Genomic DNA, 25,735 nt, shown 5'->3' with positions numbered 1-25,735 from the left:
GATATATTCCTTAGCCCATATCTTTATTATCCATATTAATCAGTGGATGCCTCAGTACTACCTCTGTACCTTGTCCATATTCACTTGTAATATGAATACCATATTCTTCTCCAAACATGAGCTTAATTCTTTCATTTACATTAAACATACCATAGCCTGTGCCTTCACCTTTACTTCTGCCTTCCAATACGTCCATAATCTGTAAGCGTTTTTTATGCTCTATACCAATGCCATCATCGATGACGCTTACCTCCATATCTTTGCCTAGAATCCTGCCTATTATCAATATCCTACCTGGCCCTTTCTTTCTTTTGATACCATGGTATATGGCATTCTCTACCAAAGGTTGTATCACAAGCTTTAAAACCTTGCATTCTTTTAATTGCTCGTCCCATATAATCTCATATTCTAGCTTATCTTCATACCGCACTTTTTGGACAAATAAATAGCTTTCAATATGCTTAATTTCCTCTGCACAGGATATAATTTCCTCCCCTCCGCTTAAGGATATTCTAAATAAATTCGTAAGGGCATCTACCATATCAACAATATCATGAGCTTGATGCTCTAAAGCCATCCACTGGATCGTATCCAAGGTGTTATATAGAAAATGAGGCTGTATCTGAGCTTGTAATGCTTTCAGCTCTGCTTCTCTTTTATTTTTCTGCTCTATATACACCGTATGAATCAAGTTCTTAATCTGACCTACCATTTTATTGAAACCTTCTCCTAATTGACCAATCTCGTCCTCCCTAGGATTGGAATAGACAATATCCAAATTGCCTCCCTCCACATCCTTCATTAGCCCTTGTAACTCCTTAACTGGCTTAACTATAGATGCTGATAAAAATAGGGAAATGACAATGAGACTTGCAATAATGAAAAAACCAAAAACCAAAATCATTTGCAGTAGTTTATCCGTATCCTGTGTCATGTCCTTCTCAAGAAAATGAATCCCTAGGAACCATCCTTCCGCATAGGGAATGGGCGTGTATAGAACTATAATATTATTTCCTCTGGAATCCTGTATTCTATCAATCCCTTCTATACCCTCTACCATTTTGCCCCCTATATGCTTTGCTCCTTCATAACTATAAGCTTCACTTTCAAATATGTTAAAGGATTTATTGATATATTCTTCATCCGTAGTAAATACCTGTCCATTTCGATCACATATCCAAGCGAGCCCATTATACATCCTAACCTCGGATGCAATGGTAGATAGTTTCGATACATAGATCGCTCCATTAATATATCCTACAGGATTTCCAGATGCATCCCTTATAGCATGAATAATAACAACGATAGGCTCATCATTGGATCGAGAAATTATGGGATCACTGACGATGTAATCTAAATTCCCTGCTTTTATTTCCTCAAAATAGGGTCTATTATTTACATCAATATAGGTGTCATTCGTTACCCAAGCCTGACCATCTAAAGTTATAATCGCAAAGGATTCAAAATCTTCATTGTGACTTTCATCCATTTTTCGCATATATGGCTTAATTTTATCCATATCCATGGAGATTAGGGTTTCATTTTCTGTTAGTACCTGTAATTCAACGATTCTCTGTCTGATCCATGCCCCTACCTCTCCAGACTTTGCAGTAATAATCTGTTGGCTTAAGTCGATTGTTAATGGAAGATTTGTATTTTTTATTTGCCCCCGAACCAATACCACCAATAGAAAAATCATGATGGTAGTGACTGTGGCAAAATATAAAAGTATTTTTGCTCTTAGAGTTTTCATAATTGACACCAATCGCCTTTCATTTATATAGGAAGAATTAAGGTTACATACTAAATTATATCCCTTGATGTATCATTGCAAAAGATGTATGAAGAAAAATCCCTATAAAATTAGATATTTATAGGGATTTTCTTAATTATTTATTTAAGCACGCTTTCTGCTGCTATTCTTCCGAATACAATAATATCTGTAATTGCGTTTCCACCAAGTCTATTCGTACCATGAATGCCTCCAGTTACCTCGCCAGCTGCAAATAAACCAGGAATAGGGTTCCCTTCATTATCTATTACTCTTGCCTCTGTATCGATTTTTAAACCACCCATTGTATGATGTATCGCAGGGGTTACTTTCTGAAGATAGTAAGGCGCTTCTGTTAGACCTATGATCTCACCTCTGCGGTTAAAATCTTCGTCTTTTCCATTCACAGCATATTGATTATATTTTTCTATGGTTTGCTTTAGTTGCTCTACATTAATATCGAAAAATTGAGCCACTTCTTCAATTGTATCCGCCTTAATAAGCATACCTTGAGCAACCAACTGATTAAATTCTTCCATATAATCATCCATATGACTATTGTTTTTAATCGTTGTATCCCAAATTAAATAACCCATGCCATCGGTTTGAGCTAAAATAGCTTTAGAGATCACATCACGTCGTTCTAACTCCTCAACAAATCGGTTTCCTTCTTTATTAATCAATACCGCCCCATTGAACCGAGTATCTGCTACATAGGATAAGATACCTGTTGCTGGGTTGCAGGTTGGGTATGTTTGAATATTTTCCATTCCTACCAAAGCTGCCCCCAATTTCTGAGCCATAATAATTCCATCGCCAGTAGAGCTTGGCTGAACTGTTTCCATATATCGCTCATCGTATTCAGAGTTATACTGCTTTCTCATTTCAACATTGGCGCCAAATCCACCTGTAGCTACTATGACGCCCTTGTTTGCTTTAAATATAATTTCATTACCATCCTTATCTACTGCTCTTACGCCATTAACTTTGCCATCTTTATCTGCAAGGATCTCTTCTGCCTTTGTTTGTTTTCTTACTGGTATGTTCATTTCTTCAGCTTTAGCCCCTAATTTACCGATTAGTTCATTTCCAGAGCCACCTTGAGGATATGCGGCTCTCGGTACAGAGTGTCCACCAAACTGCATTAGGTAATCTTCTTTAAACGAAACATTCACTGTATCTCGCAGCCACTCTACTGCTTGACGAGCATTGTTGGCTAAAACCGTTACCAGCTTTTCATCAGCTTGATGATCTCCACCCTTTAATGTATCTTCCTTATAAAGGTCTATACTATCTTCAATCCCTAGCTTTTCTTGAATCCATGTTTCTGGAGCATTTAGCTCCCCACCAGATATCAATGTATTTCCCCCTATGAATGCCATCTTTTCTAGCACAACTACGCTAGCCCCTGCTCCTTTTATCTCGATTGCAGCAGAAAGCCCTGCACCACCAGCACCAATTACGACTACATCATAGACTTCCTCTTGTCCAGCTTTATTTGCTTTACCTGTATTTACACCTTCCATATTCTTATCTCCACATCCAACAGCTGACAAAGATAAAATAATGGCCAATAAAGCAATGCTTACTCTTTTCATATTTTTCATAAAGTTGCCTCCTTATAGAACATGTTATTTTTTTGTCAATTCCTATTGTTAATTATAAGACAACTTTTATCTATTGTATTTACAATATCTCGTAGTTCTTTGCACTTTTTTGTACAACTTATTTTCCAAAACTAAAGCCACCCTTTTAGGGTGGCTTGTGAAGAATCTATGCCTATAGTGCAATCTCTATGTTTTTATCCTGTGAATGCTTCATTTGTTTTTTAAGGAATAAAATAAACCAGCTTGTGAGGATTATCCCCTTAAACACACTCGTCATACTGATGCTCCACCAAACGCCATCCAAATCTAAAACCGTAGCCGAAAGTATAATGGCTGCTGGAATACGAAGTGCATTAAATAGTATTCCTGTAATTGAAGGTGGTACTGTTTTTCCTAAACCGTTAAAGGCACCTGCTGTTGTAATTTCTACACACATAAATAACTGTGAAAATCCTAAGATTCTTAAATAATTAATTCCCTGAGCAACAGCTTCTTCTTCTGATAAAAATACAGAGAACACGGGATTTGCACCGAAGACCAGTAAAAGGGTTGCCCCAAGGCCGACGATACTGGCTAAACCAATGGCAATGAAATATCCTTTATAGATACGATCCCATTTATTGGCACCGTAATTCTGTCCCACAAATGTACTGAGCGCAGTGGAAAAGCCTCCTGCTGTCATCCAAGAAATTGCTTCTATTTGAGAGCCGATTTTCTGAACTGCAATGGGCGTCGGTCCCCAGTTTGCAATGATCTTCGCAATGAACATTGCAATAATTGAGAATAGAGCATTTTGCAGTGCAACCGGTAAACTCAATCGGATGATATATCTCATATGGGTCATATCCGGTGCCTGTAAAAATCCAATCTCCTTAAAAAGCTCATCCTTTGCAACTACAATTCTGATGATGAATGCAAAGGTTACAGCAACTTGGGCGATAACTGTGGCTAGTGCAGCCCCTGCTACACCCATAGCTGGAATCGGACCGAATCCAAATATGAATAAAGGATCCAATACTATGTTGGTCACCAATCCGATCATATTGATGTAAAATGGCGTTTTACTGTCTCCATATCCATTTAAAATTCCTGTAAATACAGGGTTAATAAAATAAGATACCAAGCCTAGGGAAACAATTACGAGGTAAGTTGTTGCCATGCTGATTACTTCCGCATCGCCTAAATTAAAGAATCCAATGAGAGATTTCTTAAAAACAATTAAAACGATGCTGTACAGAATCCCTAGAAATATATTGAGTTGAACCGTATGCCTAATATATCGCTTTGCCTCACCAATATCATTTCTACCGATGGATTGGGCAACGCCTACTTCTGCGCCAACCTTTGATAATATAATAAACGCCATTGCAAGCCAAGTGAAAAAGCCTCCTGTGCCTACTGCCGCCGCTGCCTTCGTTCCCACTTTCCCGATCCAAAACATATCTGTAATGGTATAGGCCGTTTGTAAAAACGAAGTCCCCATAATGGGAAGGGCTAGTTTGATTAGGGCTTTTGATATGCTTCCCTGGGTTAATTGATTTTCTATTTCCAAATACTTACCTCCTATCAGCCAAAATATTATCCTTTATATACGCAACATCTGCCTCAAATTCAATAAGGGCATTAAAATTAATTTTTAATGGCCCTTATTCTATACGTTCTTTTTACCGTAGAACTACAGCTTAAATGAACTTTTTAAAGAAACGATTCTATTGAATACCAACTTTCCATCTTTAGTGTGTTTCGGGTCCACATTGAAGTATCCATGTCTAAAGAATTGGAATTTATCCTGTGGCTTGACGTCCTTCATATTATCTTCAACAAAGCCTTGTAATATTTGTAAAGAGTTCTCATTGATTTGCTCTAAGAAATGCTTATCATCTTCGTCTTCTTCATCTAAGATCAAAGGCTCGTATAATCTAAATTCAGCAGGTACTGCATTGGCAGCATCGACCCAATGGATGGTTCCCTTCACCTTTCTTCCAGTAAACCCAGTACCACTTTTTGTCTCTGGATCGTAGGTACAGTGAATCTCAATAACATTGCCATCTGCATCCTTGATTACATCGTTACACTTAATAAAATAAGCATTCTTTAAGCGAACTTCATTGCCAGGGAATAGTCTAAAATATTTTGCAGGAGGGTTTTCCATAAAATCATCTTGCTCAATATAGATTTCTCTAGAAAAAGGAATCTGGCGCACACCCATGGATGGATCTTCGGCGTTATTCTCAGCCTCTAGCATTTCGGTCTGTCCTTCTGGATAATTTGTAATCACTACCTTCAGCGGACGAAGAACAGCCATGGTTCTAGGTGCCATTTCACTTAAATCTTGACGGATAAAATGCTCTAACATCTGCTCATCCACAACACTTTGATTCTTAGATACCCCAATTTCTCTACAGAAATTACGGATCGCATTGGCGGTATATCCTTTTCTTCTAAGACCCGAAATCGTCGGCATCCGTGGGTCATCCCATCCATCTACCACATTTTCATCTACAAGCTGCTTCAGCTTTCTTTTGCTCATTACGGTGTTGGTCATATTCAGTCGAGCAAACTCTATCTGCTGTGGCTGCGCTTCCATTTCGCATTGTTCAACGACCCAGTTATATAGAGGTCGATGATCTTCAAATTCCATGGTGCATATAGAGTGGGTTATTTTTTCGATGGCGTCCTCTAGGGGATGAGCATAGTCATACATCGGATAAATGCACCACTTGTCTCCTGTATTGTGATGACTTGCATGCACGATACGATAAATAACAGGATCTCTCATATTCATATTCGGAGATGCCATATCGATCTTTGCTCTTAGAACCTTCTCCCCGTCTTGAAACTCCCCTTTTCTCATTCTATCGAAAAGATCTAAGTTTTCCTCAACGCTTCTATTTCTATAAGGGCTCTCTTTTCCAGCCTGGGTTAAGGTTCCTCTATATTCACGGATTTCCTCAGCAGATAAATCGCAAACGTAAGCAAGTCCCTTCTTTATTAAAAGCACGGCACGATTGTACATTTCTTCAAAGTAATCGGAAGCAAAGAATAGCTCCTCCCACTCAAACCCCAGCCACTTTACATCCTCTTTAATAGACTCTACATATTCAATATCTTCTTTCGCAGGGTTTGTATCATCAAATCTTAGATACGTTTTTCCATTAAAAGAATCGGCCAGCTCAAAGTTTAGAACGATGGACTTCGCATGTCCGATATGTAAATATCCGTTTGGCTCTGGTGGAAAACGTGTAATAATCTCTTTATGTTTGCCGGATTCTAAATCCTGGACTACAATGTTCCTTATAAAGTTTGATGCAGTCGGTTTATTTTCCATATTGACTCTCCTTTCATAATGCTCCTGTGCATTTATATATGTAAACTAATATACCACAAAATCCAAGTTTTTTCTATTTAAATATCGTATCCAAATCAAATAAACATATTCTCAGGATTGGAAATAAATGAATACTTTAGAACGGATTCTTTATTGAATGATTTAAGGTTTTCTTAATCGTTTTTTAATCTGTTTTTAAATGCCTTATTGTATAAAATGTGTTATTATACAATAGGAATATAAAAATCTTGCGTTTTATATCTTATATAAATCAACCAGTTCCACCATGAATAAAAAAATAAATTCACAAAATAAAGGGGCCCATTCATGCAGAAATATTATTTATATGTCTTGCTTACTCGGACGAATACGATGATATCTAAATTGATACACAATTTTACAAACGATCAATATACCCATGCCGCTATTTCCTTGGATAAGGATCTAAACCGTATGTATAGTTTCGGAAGGAAGTATACCAAGAATCCATTCCTCGGTAGGTTTAGAAGAGAAACCCTAGATACCGGCGTATATAAATTTCATAAGAACCTACCTGGTTTGATCATGGAGATAGAAGTAACAAAACAGCAGTATGAGCATGTAGAATCTATGATCCACCACTTCATAAAGAATAAACACCTCTATAAATACAATTACCCAGGATTGATCTACGGCTTATTCAATAAGGAGACTCATTATGAACATCGATTCCTGTGTTCTGAATTCGTATACTACCTTCTAAACGAAAGTAATATTGTAGACTTTAATTTGCCTAGAAATCTAATTCGACCTCAAAGCCTATTAGAGATTAAGGGTACCGTTATTTACGAAGGAAACCTGAAGGAATTAGAATTGGAAAACAACCATTATATTTTAAATGGAATGCAACCTGTGCAATTTGGCAATGTTTAATTTGAATCACATGATCGTTTCTTTTAAAGCCTCATCTCGGTGACTTGCTGCAATCTATAGAATATTCTATTTTTATAAAATCCATGTTATAAAGAAGAACTAGCCTTCTTTAACATACATGGATTTTGTTCATTTAGAATTTATACATATGCCTCTCAATGCTCTTCATTTCTTATATTTTTCTATCTCTAGGGAAAAGATATATTCATAATCTCTATCAAATACTTACTGAAAAGGAGAACTTCAATGTACCTCATAAAAAAGCTATGGCATCCAGAAATGTTTCAGGGAAAATATAAAAATAAAAATTATTTTGAAGGATGGTATTATAAATTAATTGATTCTAAACAGGAAAATGTATGGGCGGTTATCCCCGGCATTGCACATGGAAAATCCGAAGACGATCACCATGCTTTCGTTCAGGTTATCGAAGCAAACAGCTGCAATGTCCATTATTTTAAATACGATATTTCCAGTTTTAAATTCCTAGAAAACAAATTCAATGTCCAGATTGGAAATAATCTCTTCACACAAGACGGCATTATTCTAGACTTAAAAGATCAGAACATCTCAATTCAAGGTCAACTATCCTTTCAGAATATCATTCCTTTTCCCAAAGGAATCCTTCGACCGGGAATTATGGGGCCTTTCTCTTTTGTACCTTTCATGGAGTGCTACCACGGTGTTGTCAACATTCATCATGAGATTGAGGGCAGTATTGCCCACAATGGTACTGAGATTAGCTTTAATAATGGCTACGGCTACATAGAGAAAGACTGGGGCAAGTCCTTTCCAGAATCCTGGATTTGGATACAATCCAATCATTTTCCACAGGGTGATGTTTCCCTCATGTTTTCCATTGCCAAAATCCCTTTTCTCTGTAGCCATTTTACTGGCTTTCTTTCCTTTTTACGAATCGGAGATCGGATGTTTTCATTTGCTACCTATACAGGGGCAAAAATTACAAAGCTACAGTATATGAAGGATACGATTCTCATAGATATTGCCGATGCTAAATATACCCTCCATATCAAGGCCATCTTTTCCAAGGGTGGCGTCTTAAAGGCACCGAAAAATGGGCTGATGAACGGTGAAGTTACAGAGAGTATTACCTCCACTGTTATGGTTTCTCTGCATGATCACAAAAGTAGAGCGAATCTATTTGAGGGAAAGGGGATCCATACTGGTTTTGAAATTGGAGGAAATATAGAATATTTTCTACAACTTGGTAAATCATAGGGATAGATAGAATTTAAACTTTATAATAAGGAAGGATGCAAACCATGAATCAATATTATTCCCCAGAAAAAGGATTTCTTAAAGAACCTGAATCTTATTGGATCGCTTCTTCGTCTACGCCCAATTATCCAAAGCTAGAAGAAAATATCTCTGTAGATGTGGCTATTATCGGTGGCGGTATTACAGGCATTACATCGGGATATCTACTGACAAAGGAAGGCTTAAGGGTTGCCATCGTCGATGCTGACCGTATACTGAAGGGCACTACGGGCCATACCACCGCTAAAATTACTTCTCAGCACGATTTAATGTACGATAAAATGATTCAGCAGATCGGTGTAGAGAAATCCAAACAATATGCGGAATCTAACGAAAAAGCAATTCAGGTGATTTCTAAAATTATTGAAGAAAAAAATATCGATTGTGATTTTAGTTTACAGAATGCGTACATCTATACTCAGTCCGACGTATACATAGAAGATATTAAAAACGAAGTGAAGGCTGCATTGGATTTAGGAATTGATGCATTCTATACAGATACTCTTCCTCTTCCATTCCCAATCAAGGGCGCTATCGGTTTTAAAAACCAAGCACAGTTCCATCCCCTTAAATTCTTATCTAGTTTGGTGGAGGATATTACCCAAGGCGGCAGTTCTATATTTGAAAACACAAAGGCTGTTGATATTGAGGAACTAGAGGACCATCAGTATTCTGTCCTTATGGAAAACGGTAATAATATTACTGCGTCCAAGGTCATCATCGCTACGCACTATCCATTTTCTAATATTAAAGGGTTGTATTTCTCCAGAATTTATCAGGAGAGATCCTATATTGTTGCACTTAAAGCAAAATCTAAGTTTCCAGAGGGTATGTACATCAATGCAGAAGAGCCAGGGCGTTCCTTACGTTCCCAGCCTTTTGGAGATTCTGAGTTGATACTCGTAGGTGGAGAAGGACATAAAACTGGCTATGGAAAGGATATGGATTCCCATTATAAAAATTTAATTGATTTTGCCAATAAAACCTTTGATGTTGAAGAGATTCTCTATCGATGGTCTGCTCAGGATTGCATGACAATGGACAATATCCCCTTTATTGGAAGCATCAGCCCTAAGCATCCGAATATTTTTGTGGCAACGGGTTTTAAAAAGTGGGGCATGACCAGTAGTACGGTGTCCGCCATGGTCCTAAGAGATCTCATCGTCAAAGGAGAAAGTCCTTGGGCCGAGGTTTACGATCCTTCCCGATTTATAAACACTGGCTCCATATGGACCTTTATCAAAGAAAATTTAGGTGTTGCAGTCAGCTTTATTACTGGAAAGCTTTTCTCTGGGTCCTTAGATTCACACCTTGAAAAAGGAGAAGGAAAAATAATCGATGTGGACGGACAAAAAGTCGGTGCCTATAAAGATGAACATGGAAAATTATATTTTGTAAACACTACTTGTACCCATCTTGGCTGTGAGGTTCAATGGAATAATGCAGAACGAACCTGGGATTGCCCTTGCCATGGATCTCGATTTTCTCCTATTGGAGATGTCATCGAAGGGCCAGCCTTTGAGCCTTTAGAAAGAATAGAAATCGAATAGGGAACTTCTTTCGGCGTTGTCTTGATCTGTGGATCCATATAAAAATTATATCCCCTTAACTTACTATATCTAAGTTGAGGGGATATGTTTTTAATCTATCTTTTGAAACTTCTTCAGTAAGCGAATGAAGTGGTTGGATTCTCTCAGTACATGGTCTCCTAACAAAGGAATGATGATAGAGCGAATCTTACAATCAAGCAATCCCTCAGTCCCTTGCGTATTAAAATTTCTTACTTCCTTTGTGGCCTCTAGGCTTTTATCCGTAATCTTATCAATTGGCAGGCACTTTTCAATAGCCTCTTCAACAGCTGCTGTTAATGCGTCAAATTCCTTGGCAAAGTCATTCGCTATATGAATCAGCTCATCCTCTGTAGGATCTAGTAATCCCCGTATGAATTTGGAGTGTTCCGCCATTATTCGATTCCAGAATAATTCTTGTTCATAAATTTCTTTATCTACGTCTATTTCTTCTCTATTTTGAATCCTGACAATCATATTTAAGTACAGCTTTGCTTCTCTTAAAATATGCTCTATTAATAGAGGATAGTTCGCGGTAAACATATTGCACGATAGTACGTTATTTAAAATATTGGTCTTAAAGTCGACAATCGCTGTTATTAAGCATATCGCACGTTGGTTGAGCATACTTACGGACTGTTCAAGCATAGGGTTAAAAATTACATACTCGCCACATGCTAATTTCATTTCTGCCTCGGTAATATATGTTGGTATGGTTACACCAGTTAAGTAAGACGATGTATTTTCTGCTCTTAATGTATATGGGGTTACTATCTCTCCCGATTCAAGAACATTGCAGCTTACAACACAGTTTGATAGGCCCACAACTTCCCATAATAGTTGATCAAATTCCATTCTTAAGTTATTTGCCTGTTGAAAGTAATTTGCATCCCTCGGTGTAAATCCTAATTGCAGAAAGAATGCATGCTCCTTCATGATTCTAGCAAAGAAAAGATGTATTTCTAAAGATTGCCTTATAAATGCTTTACTTGATAACATACCCTATCCTCCCCTATTTTTGTCTAAAAGACCACCACTATATTTATTATAATATTCTTTTATTCAAAATAAGTTCCATATAAAATAAAGAGACTTTTAACACAAGGAAATTTAAAATAGTTTCCTTGTGTTAAAAGTCTCTTTATGATAAATATGATGATAACGCCAGATTGCTAAACTAGAATGCTGACTCTATCTGCCCATTTTATTACTAAAAAATTGTGTAAAATTTAAATTGTTTTCTTTACCTTAATCCCAAACTTATCCATCTTTTTATATAGAAGACTTCTATGAATACCAAGCTCATTCGCTGTTAATTGACAATTCCAATTACATTTTTTTAAGACCTCTTTTATTATAGACGACTCATAGCTATCTACCATATTCTTTAACATCTTTTCCCCAGAGCCGGAAAAGCTATTCACATTATGACTAGAAACCATTTTAGCAGGTAAATCCGTTAACTGTATTATAAATTCATCACAGGATGCATATGAACTTCTAATAACATTATCTAATTCCCTTATATTTCCTGGCCATGAATAACCTTGGAAGCATCGTTTAACCTCTTTGCTTAGAGTTGTATTCGTCTTATATTCGATATTAATTTTATTCAAAAAATAGTTTGCAAATATTAGTATATCCTCTCTTCTCTCTCTTAAAGGAATCATCTCAATATTAATAACGTTGAGCCTATAGTATAAATCTTCTCTAAATTTTCCTTCCCTAACCATTTTAACTAGGTTTTGTCTTGTAGCCGCTATAACTCTTATATCTACGGAAACTGGTTCAGTTCCTCCTATTTTATCGACCTCTTTTTCCTGTAACACTCTTAGAAGCTTAACCTGCATATCAGGAGGCATATCGCCAATCTCATCTAAAAAAATAGTTCCACCATCTGCCTGAATAAATTTTCCAATCTTACCCCCTTTTTTGGCTCCAGTAAAAGAACCTTCTTCATATCCAAACAACTCGGACTCTAAAAGTTCAGAAGGAATTGCCCCGCAATTAATGCTAACCATAGGTTTGCTGCTTCGATCACTACCATTATGGATCGCTCTGGCGAAGACTTCCTTTCCTGTCCCGGTCTCCCCAGTTAGTAAAACTGGAAAAGAGTTTTTGGCTGCTCTCATTCCCATTTTCTTAATACCTAAAAATCTTTTACTAATTCCTATCATTCCATCAAATGTATATTGATTTGTACTAATTTTATTGTATTCTTCCCGATAGAACTCAAGTGCCGAATATTCTTTCATCAGCTTTTGAGCACAATCAAGGGTCTGCAATCTAAATTTTACCTGAGCTACACTAGCAATTACTTCTTGTTTTTCATCGAAAACGCAAGATCTACTAACCAAAAGGAATTTGTTATCAACTTCTTTAGTTTCACCATCTACAAACTTGTGTATAGCTCCTTCTTCCCTACAAGCATTTTTCATAATATCAATCATTTTCGAGTTTGATATAGTTTCTTTTATATTCCTGCCTATCACATTTTCTTTACTTGTACCTAGAAAATCACAATACTGGTCATTGATGTCTGTAACTACGCCTTCTCTGTCAACAACAATAAACCCATCGTCGGTCATTGTAAGTATTTCATCGAATATATATTTATACCGATCTAAATTATTATCCATAATCGTTACACACCTACCTGTTTGTGAAATAAAATTAAATAGGCAGACGTAGCTGTCTGCCTATTTGCTTATTGCTAATCTACGGTCTAGTTCCATTATACTTTTAAACTAAGCTATTGGCAATAATCCCTAACTTGTAAAAACTTTCTTATCGTACTGCTCATATTATTTACCATTCATTTCATAATAAATCTTATATCTCAAAAGTCTTATTCTTTTCAATTTCTTCAATCATAGCTGGAATAACTTCTTTTAAATCTCCTACAATACCCAGATCACAAACATTAAAAATAGGAGCCGCTGGATCACTATTAATTGCTACAATGTATTTTGAATCACTCATGCCTGCCAAGTGCTGAATAGCACCTGAGATACCACAAGCAAAATAAACTTCTGGTCTTACTGTTGTACCTGTCTGACCTATTTGATGCATACTATCAATCCAACCCGAATCAATACAAGCTCTAGAGGCTCCAACTTCTCCCCCTAATTTTTCTGCCAGAGCTTTAATTAGTTCAAAACCTTCAGGTCCTTTTACACCACGTCCTCCTGATACAATAATTTTTGCATCTGTAAGATCCACTGTTTTTTTACTACTCTTCATTATTTTAACAACTTTAGCTACAATATCAGCCTCTGTAATAGCAGGGGCTACTACTTCAACAACCCCTGTTGGACGATCTATATGTGTTGCTTTTTTCATAACTCCAGGTCTTACTGTAGCCATTTGAGGTCTATTTATTGGACATATAATAGTAGCCATAAGGTTACCTCCAAAGGCAGGTCTTGTTTGAAGAAGTTTTTTATCTTCCGGATCAATACTAAGCATTGTACAGTCCGCAACTAATCCTGTACCAACTTTTGCTGCAATTCTAGGTCCTAGGTCTCTTCCTATTGATGTAGCCCCCACTAAAACAATTTCTGGCTTTCTCTCAAGAATAAGATTAGAAATTGAAATTGAATAACCATCTGTTGAGAAGTTTTTTAGTAATGGGTTCGATAGATATATCACTTTATCCACCCCATAATAAAGGAGTTTATTTACTTCCTCATTAATTTCATAACCTGCAACAACAACTACGACCTTTTTATTAATTTCGCCTGCAAGTTTTTTAGCCTCACCAATTAATTCGATGGTTACAGGATGAATCTTTCCTTCTCTCTGTTCACCGATTACCCAAATATCATTATAATCATTTAAGTTAATATTCTGATTTACTTTTGCTCTTTTCATATTTACACCTACCTCCTATATAAGCTTCAGATCAATAAGTTTGCTAATTAAAATAGTTGCCTTTTCTTTTCCGCTGATTCCCTCAATAATTTCCGCTGTTTTAGATTTTGTTGGCACAAAGGATTTATATACATTAGTAGGAGAACCTTTGAGTCCAATCTGTGTAGGATCAACTTCTAAATCATTGCTACCCCAAACTTTGATTTCGTCTACATCAGTTCCATAAGCCTTAAAAATTCCTCGTACGCTTGGATATCTTGGGACATTTAACTCTTTAATAGCTGTCAAAAGTACAGGTAATTTAGATTCTATTATATAGTCTCCTGTTTCTGTATATCTTGTTACTATTAATTTATCTTCTCCAACCTTAATTTCCTTCGCATATGTGATTTGTGGAACTCCTAAAAATTCAGCAATTTCTGGACCAACTTGCGCTGTATCACCATCAATTGCCTGTCTTCCACAAAGTATAATGTCATAATTACCAACCTTTTCAATAGCTGCTGCAAGAATAGTAGCAGTAGCCCATGTGTCCGAACCACCAAAAGCTCTATCACTAACAAGGATGGCCTCATCGGCACCCATAGCAAGTGCTTCTTTTAATGCATCCTTTGCCTGTGGAGGACCCATACTTAGTACAGTAACCTTTGCACCTTTTTCATCCTTGATTGCAAGGGCTGCCTCCAGGGCATTTTTATCATCTGGATTAATAATGCTAGGCACACCGTCTCTTATAAGTGTTCCTGTCTCTTGATTGATTCTAACTTCATTTGTATCTGGAACTTGTTTTAAACATACAATAATATTCATTTTTCTCCTCCTAACGTAATACTGCTCTTGAAATTACTAGTTTATGAATTTCAGAAGTACCTTCATAGATTTCAGTAATCTTTGCATCACGATACATTCTTTCTAGTGGATAATCCTTCATGTAGCCATAGCCTCCATGAATCTGTAATGCTAGGTTTGTAACATGTCTTGCTGTTTCTGCTGCATTTAGTTTAGCCATCGCCGCTTCCTTCGTATGATTCTCTCCAGTTGCCTTTAGGTGTGCTGCGTGGTATACCAACCATTTGGCAGCTTCAGTCTTAGTTGCCATATCCGATATATACCAAGTAAGACCTTGAAGCGCTGTAAGTGGCTTTCCAAATTGAACCCTTTCCTTCATATACTTTACACTTTCCTCTAAAGCACTTTCTGCTATACCAAGAGCCTGAGCACCTACTCCAATTCTTGCACTGTCAAGTGCATTCATGGCTATCATAAATCCTTTGCCTTCTTTACCAATAAGATTTTCCTTTGGAACACGGCAGTTGTCAAATATAAGCTCTACAGTTTCCGAACCGTTAATACCCATCTTGTCTTCAATCTTACCTATTGTAAATCCGGGAGTTCCCTTTTCAACAAGAATACAGGATAATCCTTTCAGTCCTTTAGAAGGGTCTGTTAGTGCAAAAATAAGCAAATGTTGGGCCTGTCCACCATTTGAAATAAAACATTTCGTTCCATTAAGAACATATTCATCGCCATCCAAAATAGCAGTTGTTTTTGCAGCACCTGCATCCGATCCTGCATTAGGTTCTGTCAAGGCGAAAGCAGCAAGGCATCCTCCACTAGTTACCTGTGGTAAATATTTTTGTTTCTGTTCTTCCGTAGCAAATTTGTGAACAACGTGAGAAAAAATTGAGTGTATTGATAAAATAGCTGCTGTTGCCGCACATTTTTTAGCAATTTCAGAAACAACTATAACCTTGTCGATATCATTTCCACCAGAACCGCCGTATTCTACAGGCGTACCAATTCCTGTAAACCCTATCTTCACCATTTTGTCAAATGTCTCTCTTGGAAACCTTCCCGTTTTATCAACTTCTGCTGCAATTGGTCCAACTTCTTTCTCAGCAAATTCTCTTGCAACTTTCTGTAGCATCAACTGACTATCTGTAAACTTAAAATCCATATTAAATCCTCCTTGTTATCTATTTATAAATAAGGACTTCAATAACGATATAAGCCCTAATTTTATTCACTTGTTTAATAAGGCTTTAAAATGTTAACCCCATCTTTTCATCCTTAAATATTCTTTCATCCATTAATTTTAAATCTTCGGCTATCAATGGTTTAAACTCCATATTCTCAAGGATGTCTTTCTCTAAGTCAACTCCTGGAGCAATTTCAATTAACATAATTCCTTCTTCTGTTAGCTTGAAAACAGCTCTTTCTGTAATGTAATAAACCTGTTGTCCAGTTTCATTTGCATACTCAGCTGAAAAAGTTACTTGCTCTAATTCTTTTTTGAATTTTATCGCCTTGCCGTCCTTTAAAATATTAAGTTTTCCATCTTTAATTTCCATTTCCATTTTTCCTGCTTTAAAAGTACCTGTAAAGTAAACCTTTTTTGCATTTTGGGAGATATTTATAAATCCACCTGGGCCTACAACTCTTCCTGCGAATTTAGAAACATTAACGTTACCCATAGGATCAATTTCAGCGGCACCTAGAAATGACATATCTATTCCGCCACCATCATAAATATCAAATATATCTGGCTGTTTGTAAATAGATTCAGGGTTTACTGTACCACCAATACCAAGTCCACCTGTAGGCACGCCACCCAGCGCCCCTGACTCAATAGAAAGTGTAATCTTATCTGCAAGTCCCTCTTCACCTGCCACCGCTCCAACTGCTTCTGGTATACCAATGCCTAAATTAATTAGAGTATTCGGTTCTAATTCTAAAGCACCCCTTCTTCCACAGATTTTTCTCTGATCTAACTTCATAGGTTCAATAGCTCCTAAAGGCACTTTTATTTCACCTGATAATTCGGGTCTATAGTAGTCACATATAAAGGATTGAAAGCTATTTTCCTTACTACCTTCTACAATATAATCAACCATGAAACCATGGACTTGAACATCATGTGCTTTTAAAGTTCCCTTTGCTACGATCTGATCAACTTGAGCAATTACAATACCCCCTGAATTATGAACTGCAGCGGCCATTTCTAACTGATCAGAGAAAACAGCCTCTTTGCATAAAGAAATATTTCCACTTTCATCACCTATAGAACCTTTGATAAAGCAAATATCCATAGGAAATGATTTATATAGAAGATACTCTTTATTCTCTATCTTTACTAAAGAAACAACTTCTTCTCCAGAATCTATAGCTGCCTGATTCGCTTTGCAACCTTCAAGTCTAGGGTCAGCAAATGTTTTTAAGCCAACATGGGTTAAAACACCAGGCTTTCCTCCTGCAATTGCTCTTAATATATGACTAATAACTCCTTGTGGAAGCATGTAGGATGCTAATTTATTTTCCACAGTTAATTTGTTTAACCTTGGCTCTAAGCCAATATGACCGCAAATAAGTTTTTTAACTAACCCCTCTTCTCCAAGACGATTTGCCCCTCTTTCAGCTGCATCACCAACGGCTGCACAGTGTACAACTGTAAGATCCTTAGGGGACTTTGTTTGTATATATCTATTTTGCAGAGCTACTAGCAAATCTTCTGGAACTCCAAAACCAACAAAACCACCAATACCTATTGTCATATTATCATTTACCATTTCAGCTGCTTGCTCACGTGTAATTACCTTGCTCATATCAAAACCTCCTTATTAATTAAATAAAATTATTTTTTTATACAATGGGTTTATTCCGCTTGATTCCTTTGTTATGGAAGCATAGGGAACATGGAGAATAAAACTACTGCAACGATAGTACCAACTGCAGGAGTAACTACTGTAAGCCAAAATATAGGTCCATATGCATCCTTATGTGTTTCATTACATAAGCCATTTGTAACTGTAACGATATATCCGTTATGTGGTAATGAATCTAAAGCTGCTGATGAAATAGACATTGTTCTGTGTATTGCGCCAGCTGCAACATTTCTTGCCAAATAAACAGGTCCTAATAGAGGGGCTGCAATTCCTAACCCACCTGATGCAGAACCAGTTATACCTGCTATAACTGTTGTACCTACAGCAATACCAACAAATTCTGGGCCTGGAATGTTCACCATTGCATTTACAGCAACTGGGAACGCTAGAGAAGCCTGAACTACTGCACCAAAACCAACAACAGCACAAGTATTGCTTATAGAAAATATAGAGGTTTTACAGACTTCTCCTACATTATCAAGGATTCTCTTGTTATCTTGATATTTATTTAGAATAATAAATACTAGTATAGAGCCGACAAATACACCTGCTTCAAGAGGAAGTAGCGGATTGCCATCAACTTTAAAATTAATTAATATAATTGTGATAATTAATGGAATCAAAGCCATAATTCCATTAGGAAGCTCTGTATCTTCCTGAAAATTATCCATAGATTTGGCTACAAAGTGCTCGCCATTGGCTTTTGCTTTATTTACCATTCTATATAAAAGGAATGCTCCCAACAAAAGGATAATAGCGCAGGAAGTAAAGCCTATTACTGCACCTGCCATTAAGTCTGTTCCTAATACTTGTGCAGGTATAGCATTATGAATCTGTGGTGCACCTGGTGCAACCATAGCAAAAGTAGAGCATCCAAATGTTAATGCAGCTGGAATAAATCTTCTAGGCAAATCAGCTTCCTTAAAAACTTCGATAGCAATAGGAAAAACAGCAAAACTTGCAACAAAAGCACTCACTCCACCATAAGAGATGATACCACAGGCCAAAGGGATGGATATTAAGGCCATTTTTGCACCGAAAATCCTGACAATCATTTTTGCTATTGCTTTAGCACCGTTTGTAACTTCATACATTTTTCCCATTAGGGTACCTGTTAAAAAAATTAAAAAGTTATTTTTTAGAAAACCAACAAAGCCCTCCATATAATTTGACTTTAAAGCATCGTATAGATTAATCCCTCCTGTTAAGGCCACAACAACAGAACAGGCTATAGCTATGATAAAAATGTTTACTCCCTTCATTACTAAAATCATCAATAAACCAAGTGCAATTATAATACCAACCAAACTTAACATTTCTGCCCCTGACATGTGCTAACCTTCCTTTCATTTTTTATTGTTTATGTCAATAATTTATTAACCACTAGGTATCCTAAAAAATTATTCAAAAATTATTTATTCATAAATTTAGGAGTCCTCTTTTCTAGAAACGCTGTCATACCTTCGTCCTTATCTTCTGAGGCAAATGTAAGTGCCGCTAAATCCTTTTCAAGCTCAAGAGCATTACTTAAATCTAAATCAATACCTTTATTAATGGCTATTTTAGAATATTTAATGGCCATGGGAGCCTTAGAAATTATAATATCCATCATGTTTTTAGCTTCATTTAAAAGTTCTTCCGCAGGAACCACCTTATTAACAAGTCCTATAGCAGCTGCCTCATCAGCCTTTACCATTCTTCCTGTAAAAATAAGTTCCTTTGCTCGTCCGCTACCTATAAGCCTAGGTAATCTTTGTGTTCCCCCAAAGCAAGGAATGACGCCTAGATTTACCTCTGGTTGTCCAAAAACAGCTCTTTCGGAGGCAATCCTTAAATCACAACTCATTGATAGTTCACATCCTCCACCTAATGCATATCCATTTACCGCTGCGATTACAGGCTTTCCTAAGGCCTCAATCTTGTTAAATATACCCTGAGCATATTCTGCATAGTTCCTGCCTTCTTCTGCTTTGTACGGTTGCATTTGAACAATATCTGCCCCTGCAACAAAACCTTTTCCTTCACCTGTTATAATAACCCCTAAGATTTCATCATCTTTACCTATGCTATCAATGATACTACTTAACTCATCTAAAGTTTGATTGTTTAGTGCATTGAGAGCCTTTGGCCTGTTCATAGTAATAATTGCAACAGATCCTTCAATATCCACTTTAATGTTTTCAGGATTTAAATCCTTTAATGCTACTGTTTTCATAAGATCATCCTCCTCTGTTTTTTATACTTAAATATACTTGCAATATCCTTGCCAAAAAAATAACATGTTGTTTTTTATTAAATAAAAAAATAGAAAGATAAATTTTCTTTCTATTTTTCATCTTTATTATGTTCATGAAATGCTACCATAGCTATAATTACTGGTTTTATGCCTGCGAAGGTTTCATATCCATTATATTTTACCGACAAAATAAAATCTAATAATATAGATATTCTCTAAAAAATATATTTAAAAAGTTATGAATACCTCATTAACCAAATAAAAATTATCATTTTTGAGATAAAAAATTAACAAAGATGATCATTTGGATCAAAGAGTACGCTTATGTATTAGTCAATATCGAGCTTTTCAAGCATATTTCGACAAGAAAAAATACTATTATCTTTTTTTAGACAAATGACTCAAAAAAGAGACATATCCATCACTGAAATCACGAACTCTATTTGTATCGGTCTTGCAACCCTATTTGACAGGTCCACAACTTCCCATAATAGTTGATCAAATCCATTCTTAAGTTATTTGTTTATTGAAAGTAATTTGCATCCCTCCGTGTAAATCCTGGTTTCTAAAGACTGCCTTATCAATGCTTTATTTGTTAAAACAAAGTAACCTACACAAAAAAACTACATATCATATAGCACCAAAGAAATGGAGGTGTATTTATGAGCTATCTGCACTATTACGAGACTATGGGATACCCTAGCTGTTCTCCAATTGCAGGTTATTCTACTGAAAGCTTAGAATCTATGTATCCAAATATATATCATATGATCCATCCTAAGGTCAGGCACATGTGTATGATGATGGATACTCCAAATAATCCAGAAATGTACCCATGTCCTAGCAAAGAAGCAATAGAGCGTATGGCCGATCATATTCATATGCAAGTTGTGAGTGAAATGGGTGGAGAATATGACAATTGGGCTCCTATGTCTCAGCAGTATCCTGAATATGGCGAAGGATTTGGTGGCAGTAGTTTTCTTCGTGATATTATATCAATTATTTTGATTAGAGAATTACTTTTCAGGAGAGGACACCGCTTCTAGGTGCAAATTATTTATTGAAAAGATGGATCTCTAGTTATGATACAGTGAAAAAGCACGGTAAAATTACCGTGCTTTTGTCCGATCATACACCCTATTAATTTTATTTGATTATATGATTCATAATATTTTGCAACCTTTCATCAATACGTGTAATCTAATAAGTAAGGAAGGAGGAGCAGGCTATGGAAAAACAGGATGACGATTTAATTAGAGACTTGAAGTTGAAGGACCTGAATGCCTATCACAAGTTAATAGAATATTATGGAGAAAAACTCCTCCGTCTCGCTTATATCATCATAGGGGATTATCAATTAGCTGAAGATGCCTTGCAGGAGAGCTATATCAATATCTATAGACACATTAATCATTTCAATGAAAAAAGTTCTTTACTCACTTGGGTTACGAGAATTACCATCAATAACGCAAAACAAGCCTTAAAAAAGAAGAACAAAAGAGCTTGGAATCCGCTATATCATAGCATCAATGAAAGTAGTAATTCTCCACCGCTCACTTATGACATTATCCAGAAAGAAGAGTATGAAAAAGTAAACAAAACTTTAATGAGTCTTCCCATAAAATATAGAGAAGCTCTTTACCTTCATTACTATGAAGAATTGAAAATTAAAGAAATCGCAAACATCTTGGATATCGGAGAGTCTGGCGTAAAAAGTAGACTGCAACGAGGCAGAACTATGCTGGAAGAAATGCTAAGAAAGGAGCTGGATTAATTGAAAAAAGAAAAATTAGGGAAATTTATAGATGCTGAAAATAAGCTAACAGATATCCAAATTAAAAATCTCTTTCACGAAAATGTCCAGACTATCAAATTAACAGAGGCATCTAAAAATAAACTTCATCGTATTCCACTAAGTACAGAAAAGCAATCCTTTATACAAAGGTTTTTGGAAAAAGAGATTTTAATTCCCCTCCCTTCTTTCGCTTTAGGTACATCGGCAATTATTTTACTGGTTGGTATATATGTTACCAATCTTGTATTGATCACGGATATGCCCAAACCTAAATATGAGATTATAAATTTACAGTACAATTCCTATATCAGCCAAGAAAGAGGACGGTGATTCCATTGAAAAAAGTGATTCGGTTCAAGGTCAAACATATGCTATCCATCACTTTCATATCCCTTTTTATAGCCATGATACTCTATTTCTCCTTCCCATCAATTCTACTAAAAATGGGGGAGAAATTTAGCCATGATGGAGACTACTTTAAAGCAAAAACATACTATGATAAGATCAATGAGAATTTTCCAAAGGCTTCTGTAACGGAGTCCGCACTAGAAAAAGCGGGGTATGTCTCTGCAATTCATAATAAGATTATGATCTCTTCTTCTGGTTTTGGCCCAATATACAACTCTAATCATTATATTTTTCCGGAGACCAGAGCTTATTATGAAGAAATTCTCCAGCGGTTCCCTAGGGGGCTTTCTGCACAGAGAGTCCGTTACAATTTACTTATTCCCGATGTCCAAGGAGAAGTTCTTCATGGTAATGTTGAAGAAGCTATTGAGATGATCAAAAGTTTTTATGCGAATATTCATAACGAAACACCACGATATATGAATGCTTATACTATCAATGGTGCAATTCAAGCCTTTGAGGTAAAAGGTTATGATGAAGAAGCCAAGGACCTTCTTCGCTGGATCATCGATTACGAAGATGATTGGGAAAAAAATATATTTCAAGATTATCTCTCTAGGCTAGAAAATTCTAAGGACGCCTATGGCAGCGTTACAGGGAAAGTATCCTTGAGAGGAAAATCTTTTAAAAATATTCCTGTTTTCCTTCAATATCAAGATACACCAGATGGTACATTGTATGGTTTTACACAGGAAGCTTTTTGGGCAATAACAGATAACAATGGAAACTTTGAATTTCCAAATATTCCAGAAGGCAGATATACCGTAGGGCTCATTGGAGACTTAGACCAAATAGGAGATACTGTATTACAAGGTAATCCCTTCGAACACACGGACTTTACCATAGAAAAAGGTCAGACCTATGACTTTAATATTAGCTTTGTAGATCGAATGAAGATCATTTCTCCTGTTGATGGAGAGGAAATAAAAGAGGACTTCATTCAATTTCAGTGGGAGCCTTTGGAGGGAGCCGCCTATTACACCATCGCTTTGGGTATTTCCTTTGAAGGGGCATCCGGTACTCGAATTTATGGTAAGTATAATACTAATGAAGCTCTGGTTTCTAAAGAGGATATCCTTTATCTCCATAACTTCCATACCTTTGATGAAGAGGGTCCTATTCCAGAACCATTTTTCGGCTTTATGAATCCAAAGGGGCAGCTTTTCTGGGGTGTCCATGCCTATGATGAAAATGATCGTCTCCTATCCAGCTCCATTGGTTATATTCGAGATGAAAGCACAGAGTTTTCCATTGGAGAAATAGAGCTTACGGAAGGCGATAAGAAGCTCCTAAAAAGAGACTATGCCGGTGCAATAGAAAGCTACGAACAATCCTTGGCAGAAAATAAAGAGGATATTCATTCACTTCTCATGTTGGCTCGATTGTACAACTTCGAACAAAAGCTTTCCAACTATACCTATGGAAACAAGGAAAAGGCTAAAGAATACTATAGAAGATTGCATAAAATTACTGGAAATGAAATCTTTTTAGAGAATTCTAATTAAATTTTAAAATTGGTTGATTATTTATCCTAAATCTCCTTTTATATAGTGTAAGACGAAATAAGTTGGCCGACAAAAGAGTCTTGCAAAATAAAAATATATTATAGTATAAAAGGAGATGTTTGCAAATGATATATCAATCAGAGCCTTCAATGGTATCGAGATCTGGGTGGGGAGCTAGAAGTGCAACAAATAATTTGGTTAACTTAGGAAGTAAGCAATACATAGTAATTCATCATGCAGGAGATGCAAATGATAATATCGTAAAGGTTTATCCTGATGAAAAAGCTGCTATGAAAAGATATCAAGAAATTCACATGGATAGTAACGGATGGGCTGATATAGGCTATCACTATTGTGTAGGAATTAAGGGAACAATTTTACAGGGAAGAAATGATACAAAAGAAGGAGTTCATACTCCAGGATACAATTATTGTAGTATTGCTGTAATGATTCATGGAAATTACGACATACGCAGTTTAACTTCTACACAAAAAAGTAAATTAGTAAGTCTCTTAGCTTGGCTTTGTTATACCAATAATATTTCACCTTCAAAAATTTACGGTCATGGTGATTTGGCTAGTTCTAGTTGCCCTGGTTCATCAGTAAAATCGCAACTGTCTAGCATCCGAGGCTTAGTAATGAACAAATTATATCCTCAGCCCGAAAATTAAATTTTCTCAAAAAGCATGATGAATAATTCATCATGCTTTTTGAGAAGTTATTTAAAATCAAAAGGTTTAATATATATAATGTGTTTATTTTCATTGCCTGTATATTTTTTGTAAGCAAATCCAGAAGTTGAAAAACCTATAAATTGCCCATCAGAAATTCTGGTAATATTGCCCTCCTCATGGCTATATATAAATGTATAATATTCATTATAATTATATATCTTGCTACCTACTAATTTCATTGGAGCCTGCAGGAATTTTAAATTTCTATAATCATGAAGACCATTGATAGTCTTTTGGAAAATTTCATATACTATAGATTCTTTAGTTAAAATATTATGAGCAATATAATCCTCCCCAGTGTAATATAGCACCCAGTTGTTAACAATATCTTCAATTGAAGAAAAAGGGGGATTCTCCCATATAACTTCAATATCGCTAGACCTATCAAGCATAATTAAATTAGAACTTATAAGTTTATTATCTTCGCCAAAAGTTTTGCTAAGAGCGTAGATCCCTTCTTCATTCCAAATAATAGAGCTCAGGCTAGGTTGATTGTCAAATTCTTGGTAAAAATCCACTTCTGTAAAAAATTCCTTTTCCCTTGTTTTAGTATTAAATAAGTAGAAAATATATTTCTCATTCTGATTTAATCTTTGGAAATCTATTGCTAAAAAATGCTCACCATCGGGCGATAATATTGGTTCCCAATAGTTATAGTCCTCAACCACAAAAAAAATTTTATCTTCTTTTAAGATATATAGTTTTGAACTATGATCATCTAAAAATGTAGAGTATAAACCTACATGGCTCCATGAAGAGCCATAATCATTTTCAACATAAATTTCAATTGGGCTATCTATTGAATTGAGTTTTTCCATATTTGACATGCTTAAAGAACATCCATTTGAAAGAATGATTATTACCAGAATAATAGTTATTTTTATATTTCTCAATTTATCTCCTCCACTCTTATATACTATATTGTAAAAAAATATATTTACCATTTTAATTTTTATTATTATAATCTATTGTGCTAGTTGAATCGTAAATATATTGAAAATACTATCCAAGTGTTATATAGCCTGCAAATCAATTTAAAAATTCTTATCCATATTATT

Annotated in this window: 21 protein-coding genes; 8 read left to right on the top strand and 13 right to left on the bottom strand. The window is 36.0% G+C overall.

The window, feature by feature from the left end; all coding sequences use genetic code 11:
* Positions 1-10: 10 nt before the first annotated feature.
* The 4 genes from CLOS_RS00985 to CLOS_RS00970 form a co-directional block, all read right to left on the bottom strand.
* A complete protein-coding gene (locus CLOS_RS00985; protein ID WP_012158060.1) occupies positions 11-1,753 on the bottom strand; it encodes a cache domain-containing sensor histidine kinase in 1,743 nt (580 codons plus the stop codon).
* Between the two features lie 140 nt (positions 1,754-1,893).
* Positions 1,894-3,378 (bottom strand): flavocytochrome c, encoded by a 1,485-nt coding sequence (locus tag CLOS_RS00980; RefSeq protein ID WP_012158059.1) that lies wholly within the window; start codon positions 3,376-3,378, stop codon positions 1,894-1,896.
* A 172-nt stretch (positions 3,379-3,550) separates the two neighbouring features.
* The gene (locus tag CLOS_RS00975) at positions 3,551-4,930 is read right to left on the bottom strand and encodes an MATE family efflux transporter (RefSeq protein WP_012158058.1); all 1,380 of its coding nucleotides are present in this window, start codon (positions 4,928-4,930) and stop codon (positions 3,551-3,553) included.
* Between the two features lie 123 nt (positions 4,931-5,053).
* Positions 5,054-6,706: a glutamine--tRNA ligase/YqeY domain fusion protein gene (locus tag CLOS_RS00970; protein ID WP_012158057.1), complete on the bottom strand. Its 1,653-nt coding sequence runs from the start codon at positions 6,704-6,706 to the stop codon at positions 5,054-5,056.
* A gap of 327 nt (positions 6,707-7,033) precedes the next feature.
* Between CLOS_RS00970 and CLOS_RS00965 the strand changes: the two genes are divergently transcribed.
* From CLOS_RS00965 to CLOS_RS00955, 3 genes are all read left to right on the top strand, one after another.
* Positions 7,034-7,618, top strand: a complete 585-nt coding sequence (locus tag CLOS_RS00965; protein ID WP_012158056.1) for a hypothetical protein — start codon at positions 7,034-7,036, stop codon at positions 7,616-7,618.
* Positions 7,619-7,864: 246 nt separating this feature from the next.
* Positions 7,865-8,857, top strand: a complete 993-nt coding sequence (locus CLOS_RS00960; protein WP_012158055.1) for a tocopherol cyclase family protein — start codon at positions 7,865-7,867, stop codon at positions 8,855-8,857.
* 44 nt (positions 8,858-8,901) lie between these two features.
* The gene (locus tag CLOS_RS00955; RefSeq protein WP_012158054.1) at positions 8,902-10,446 is read left to right on the top strand and encodes an FAD-dependent oxidoreductase; all 1,545 of its coding nucleotides are present in this window, start codon (positions 8,902-8,904) and stop codon (positions 10,444-10,446) included.
* A gap of 90 nt (positions 10,447-10,536) precedes the next feature.
* On the opposite strand, the gene CLOS_RS00950 is transcribed toward CLOS_RS00955, so the two are convergent.
* The 8 genes from CLOS_RS00950 to CLOS_RS00915 form a co-directional block, all read right to left on the bottom strand.
* Positions 10,537-11,463, bottom strand: coding sequence for a DUF2935 domain-containing protein (locus CLOS_RS00950; RefSeq protein WP_012158053.1), 927 nt, complete (start codon positions 11,461-11,463; stop codon positions 10,537-10,539).
* A 230-nt stretch (positions 11,464-11,693) separates the two neighbouring features.
* A complete protein-coding gene (locus CLOS_RS00945; protein WP_012158052.1) occupies positions 11,694-13,103 on the bottom strand; it encodes a sigma-54 interaction domain-containing protein in 1,410 nt (469 codons plus the stop codon).
* Positions 13,104-13,296: 193 nt separating this feature from the next.
* Positions 13,297-14,337 (bottom strand): electron transfer flavoprotein subunit alpha/FixB family protein, encoded by a 1,041-nt coding sequence (locus CLOS_RS00940; protein WP_012158051.1) that lies wholly within the window; start codon positions 14,335-14,337, stop codon positions 13,297-13,299.
* 15 nt (positions 14,338-14,352) lie between these two features.
* Entirely contained in the window at positions 14,353-15,147 is a 795-nt protein-coding gene (locus tag CLOS_RS00935) for an electron transfer flavoprotein subunit beta/FixA family protein (protein WP_012158050.1), read from the bottom strand.
* Between the two features lie 10 nt (positions 15,148-15,157).
* Positions 15,158-16,294 carry an acryloyl-CoA reductase gene (acrC, locus tag CLOS_RS00930; protein WP_012158049.1) on the bottom strand — a complete coding sequence of 379 codons (1,137 nt, stop codon included), beginning with the start codon at positions 16,292-16,294 and terminating at the stop codon, positions 15,158-15,160.
* A gap of 85 nt (positions 16,295-16,379) precedes the next feature.
* Complete coding sequence (locus tag CLOS_RS00925) at positions 16,380-17,939, bottom strand: acyl CoA:acetate/3-ketoacid CoA transferase (protein WP_012158048.1); 1,560 nt, start codon at positions 17,937-17,939, stop codon at positions 16,380-16,382.
* Between the two features lie 71 nt (positions 17,940-18,010).
* Positions 18,011-19,330: a GntP family permease gene (locus CLOS_RS00920; RefSeq protein WP_041718867.1), complete on the bottom strand. Its 1,320-nt coding sequence runs from the start codon at positions 19,328-19,330 to the stop codon at positions 18,011-18,013.
* Between the two features lie 80 nt (positions 19,331-19,410).
* Complete coding sequence (locus CLOS_RS00915; RefSeq protein WP_012158046.1) at positions 19,411-20,214, bottom strand: enoyl-CoA hydratase-related protein; 804 nt, start codon at positions 20,212-20,214, stop codon at positions 19,411-19,413.
* Between the two features lie 683 nt (positions 20,215-20,897).
* On the opposite strand from CLOS_RS00915, the gene CLOS_RS00910 reads away from it, so the two are divergent.
* From CLOS_RS00910 to CLOS_RS15150, 5 genes are all read left to right on the top strand, one after another.
* Positions 20,898-21,281, top strand: coding sequence for a hypothetical protein (locus CLOS_RS00910; protein WP_012158045.1), 384 nt, complete (start codon positions 20,898-20,900; stop codon positions 21,279-21,281).
* Positions 21,282-21,463: 182 nt separating this feature from the next.
* A complete protein-coding gene (locus CLOS_RS00905; RefSeq protein WP_012158044.1) occupies positions 21,464-22,009 on the top strand; it encodes an RNA polymerase sigma factor in 546 nt (181 codons plus the stop codon).
* The gene (locus tag CLOS_RS00900) at positions 22,010-22,360 is read left to right on the top strand and encodes a hypothetical protein (RefSeq protein ID WP_012158043.1); all 351 of its coding nucleotides are present in this window, start codon (positions 22,010-22,012) and stop codon (positions 22,358-22,360) included.
* Between the two features lie 5 nt (positions 22,361-22,365).
* On the top strand, positions 22,366-23,943 hold the full coding sequence (locus tag CLOS_RS00895) for a tetratricopeptide repeat protein (protein WP_156774369.1): 1,578 nt from the start codon (positions 22,366-22,368) through the stop codon (positions 23,941-23,943).
* Positions 23,944-24,068: 125 nt separating this feature from the next.
* On the top strand, positions 24,069-24,614 hold the full coding sequence (locus CLOS_RS15150) for a peptidoglycan recognition protein family protein (protein ID WP_012158041.1): 546 nt from the start codon (positions 24,069-24,071) through the stop codon (positions 24,612-24,614).
* Positions 24,615-24,661: 47 nt separating this feature from the next.
* Here the strand turns inward: CLOS_RS15150 and CLOS_RS00885 are convergent, their stop codons facing one another.
* On the bottom strand, positions 24,662-25,570 hold the full coding sequence (locus tag CLOS_RS00885; RefSeq protein ID WP_012158040.1) for a hypothetical protein: 909 nt from the start codon (positions 25,568-25,570) through the stop codon (positions 24,662-24,664).
* Between the last annotated feature and the right edge of the window lie 165 nt (positions 25,571-25,735).

Source organism: Alkaliphilus oremlandii OhILAs (assembly GCF_000018325.1).
Lineage (GTDB): Bacteria > Bacillota > Clostridia > Peptostreptococcales > Natronincolaceae > Alkaliphilus_B > Alkaliphilus_B oremlandii.
This window is presented reverse-complemented; position numbering and strand designations above follow the sequence as displayed.

What these genes read in the sequence shown, in the direction of transcription:
- CLOS_RS15150 (WP_012158041.1), top strand. Translation starts at nt 24,069, where the DNA reads ATGATATATCAATCAGAGCCTTCAATGGTATCGAGATCTGGGTGGGGA.
- CLOS_RS00925 (WP_012158048.1), bottom strand. Translation starts at nt 17,939, where the DNA reads ATGAGCAAGGTAATTACACGTGAGCAAGCAGCTGAAATGGTAAATGAT.
- CLOS_RS00980 (WP_012158059.1), bottom strand. Translation starts at nt 3,378, where the DNA reads ATGAAAAATATGAAAAGAGTAAGCATTGCTTTATTGGCCATTATTTTA.
- CLOS_RS00940 (WP_012158051.1), bottom strand. Translation starts at nt 14,337, where the DNA reads ATGAAAAGAGCAAAAGTAAATCAGAATATTAACTTAAATGATTATAAT.
- CLOS_RS00955 (WP_012158054.1), top strand. Translation starts at nt 8,902, where the DNA reads ATGAATCAATATTATTCCCCAGAAAAAGGATTTCTTAAAGAACCTGAA.
- CLOS_RS00905 (WP_012158044.1), top strand. Translation starts at nt 21,464, where the DNA reads ATGGAAAAACAGGATGACGATTTAATTAGAGACTTGAAGTTGAAGGAC.
- acrC (WP_012158049.1), bottom strand. Translation starts at nt 16,294, where the DNA reads ATGGATTTTAAGTTTACAGATAGTCAGTTGATGCTACAGAAAGTTGCA.
- CLOS_RS00985 (WP_012158060.1), bottom strand. Translation starts at nt 1,753, where the DNA reads ATGAAAACTCTAAGAGCAAAAATACTTTTATATTTTGCCACAGTCACT.
- CLOS_RS00945 (WP_012158052.1), bottom strand. Translation starts at nt 13,103, where the DNA reads ATGGATAATAATTTAGATCGGTATAAATATATATTCGATGAAATACTT.
- CLOS_RS00935 (WP_012158050.1), bottom strand. Translation starts at nt 15,147, where the DNA reads ATGAATATTATTGTATGTTTAAAACAAGTTCCAGATACAAATGAAGTT.
- CLOS_RS00950 (WP_012158053.1), bottom strand. Translation starts at nt 11,463, where the DNA reads ATGTTATCAAGTAAAGCATTTATAAGGCAATCTTTAGAAATACATCTT.
- CLOS_RS00960 (WP_012158055.1), top strand. Translation starts at nt 7,865, where the DNA reads ATGTACCTCATAAAAAAGCTATGGCATCCAGAAATGTTTCAGGGAAAA.
- CLOS_RS00915 (WP_012158046.1), bottom strand. Translation starts at nt 20,214, where the DNA reads ATGAAAACAGTAGCATTAAAGGATTTAAATCCTGAAAACATTAAAGTG.
- CLOS_RS00920 (WP_041718867.1), bottom strand. Translation starts at nt 19,330, where the DNA reads ATGTCAGGGGCAGAAATGTTAAGTTTGGTTGGTATTATAATTGCACTT.
- CLOS_RS00965 (WP_012158056.1), top strand. Translation starts at nt 7,034, where the DNA reads ATGCAGAAATATTATTTATATGTCTTGCTTACTCGGACGAATACGATG.
- CLOS_RS00910 (WP_012158045.1), top strand. Translation starts at nt 20,898, where the DNA reads ATGAGCTATCTGCACTATTACGAGACTATGGGATACCCTAGCTGTTCT.
- CLOS_RS00970 (WP_012158057.1), bottom strand. Translation starts at nt 6,706, where the DNA reads ATGGAAAATAAACCGACTGCATCAAACTTTATAAGGAACATTGTAGTC.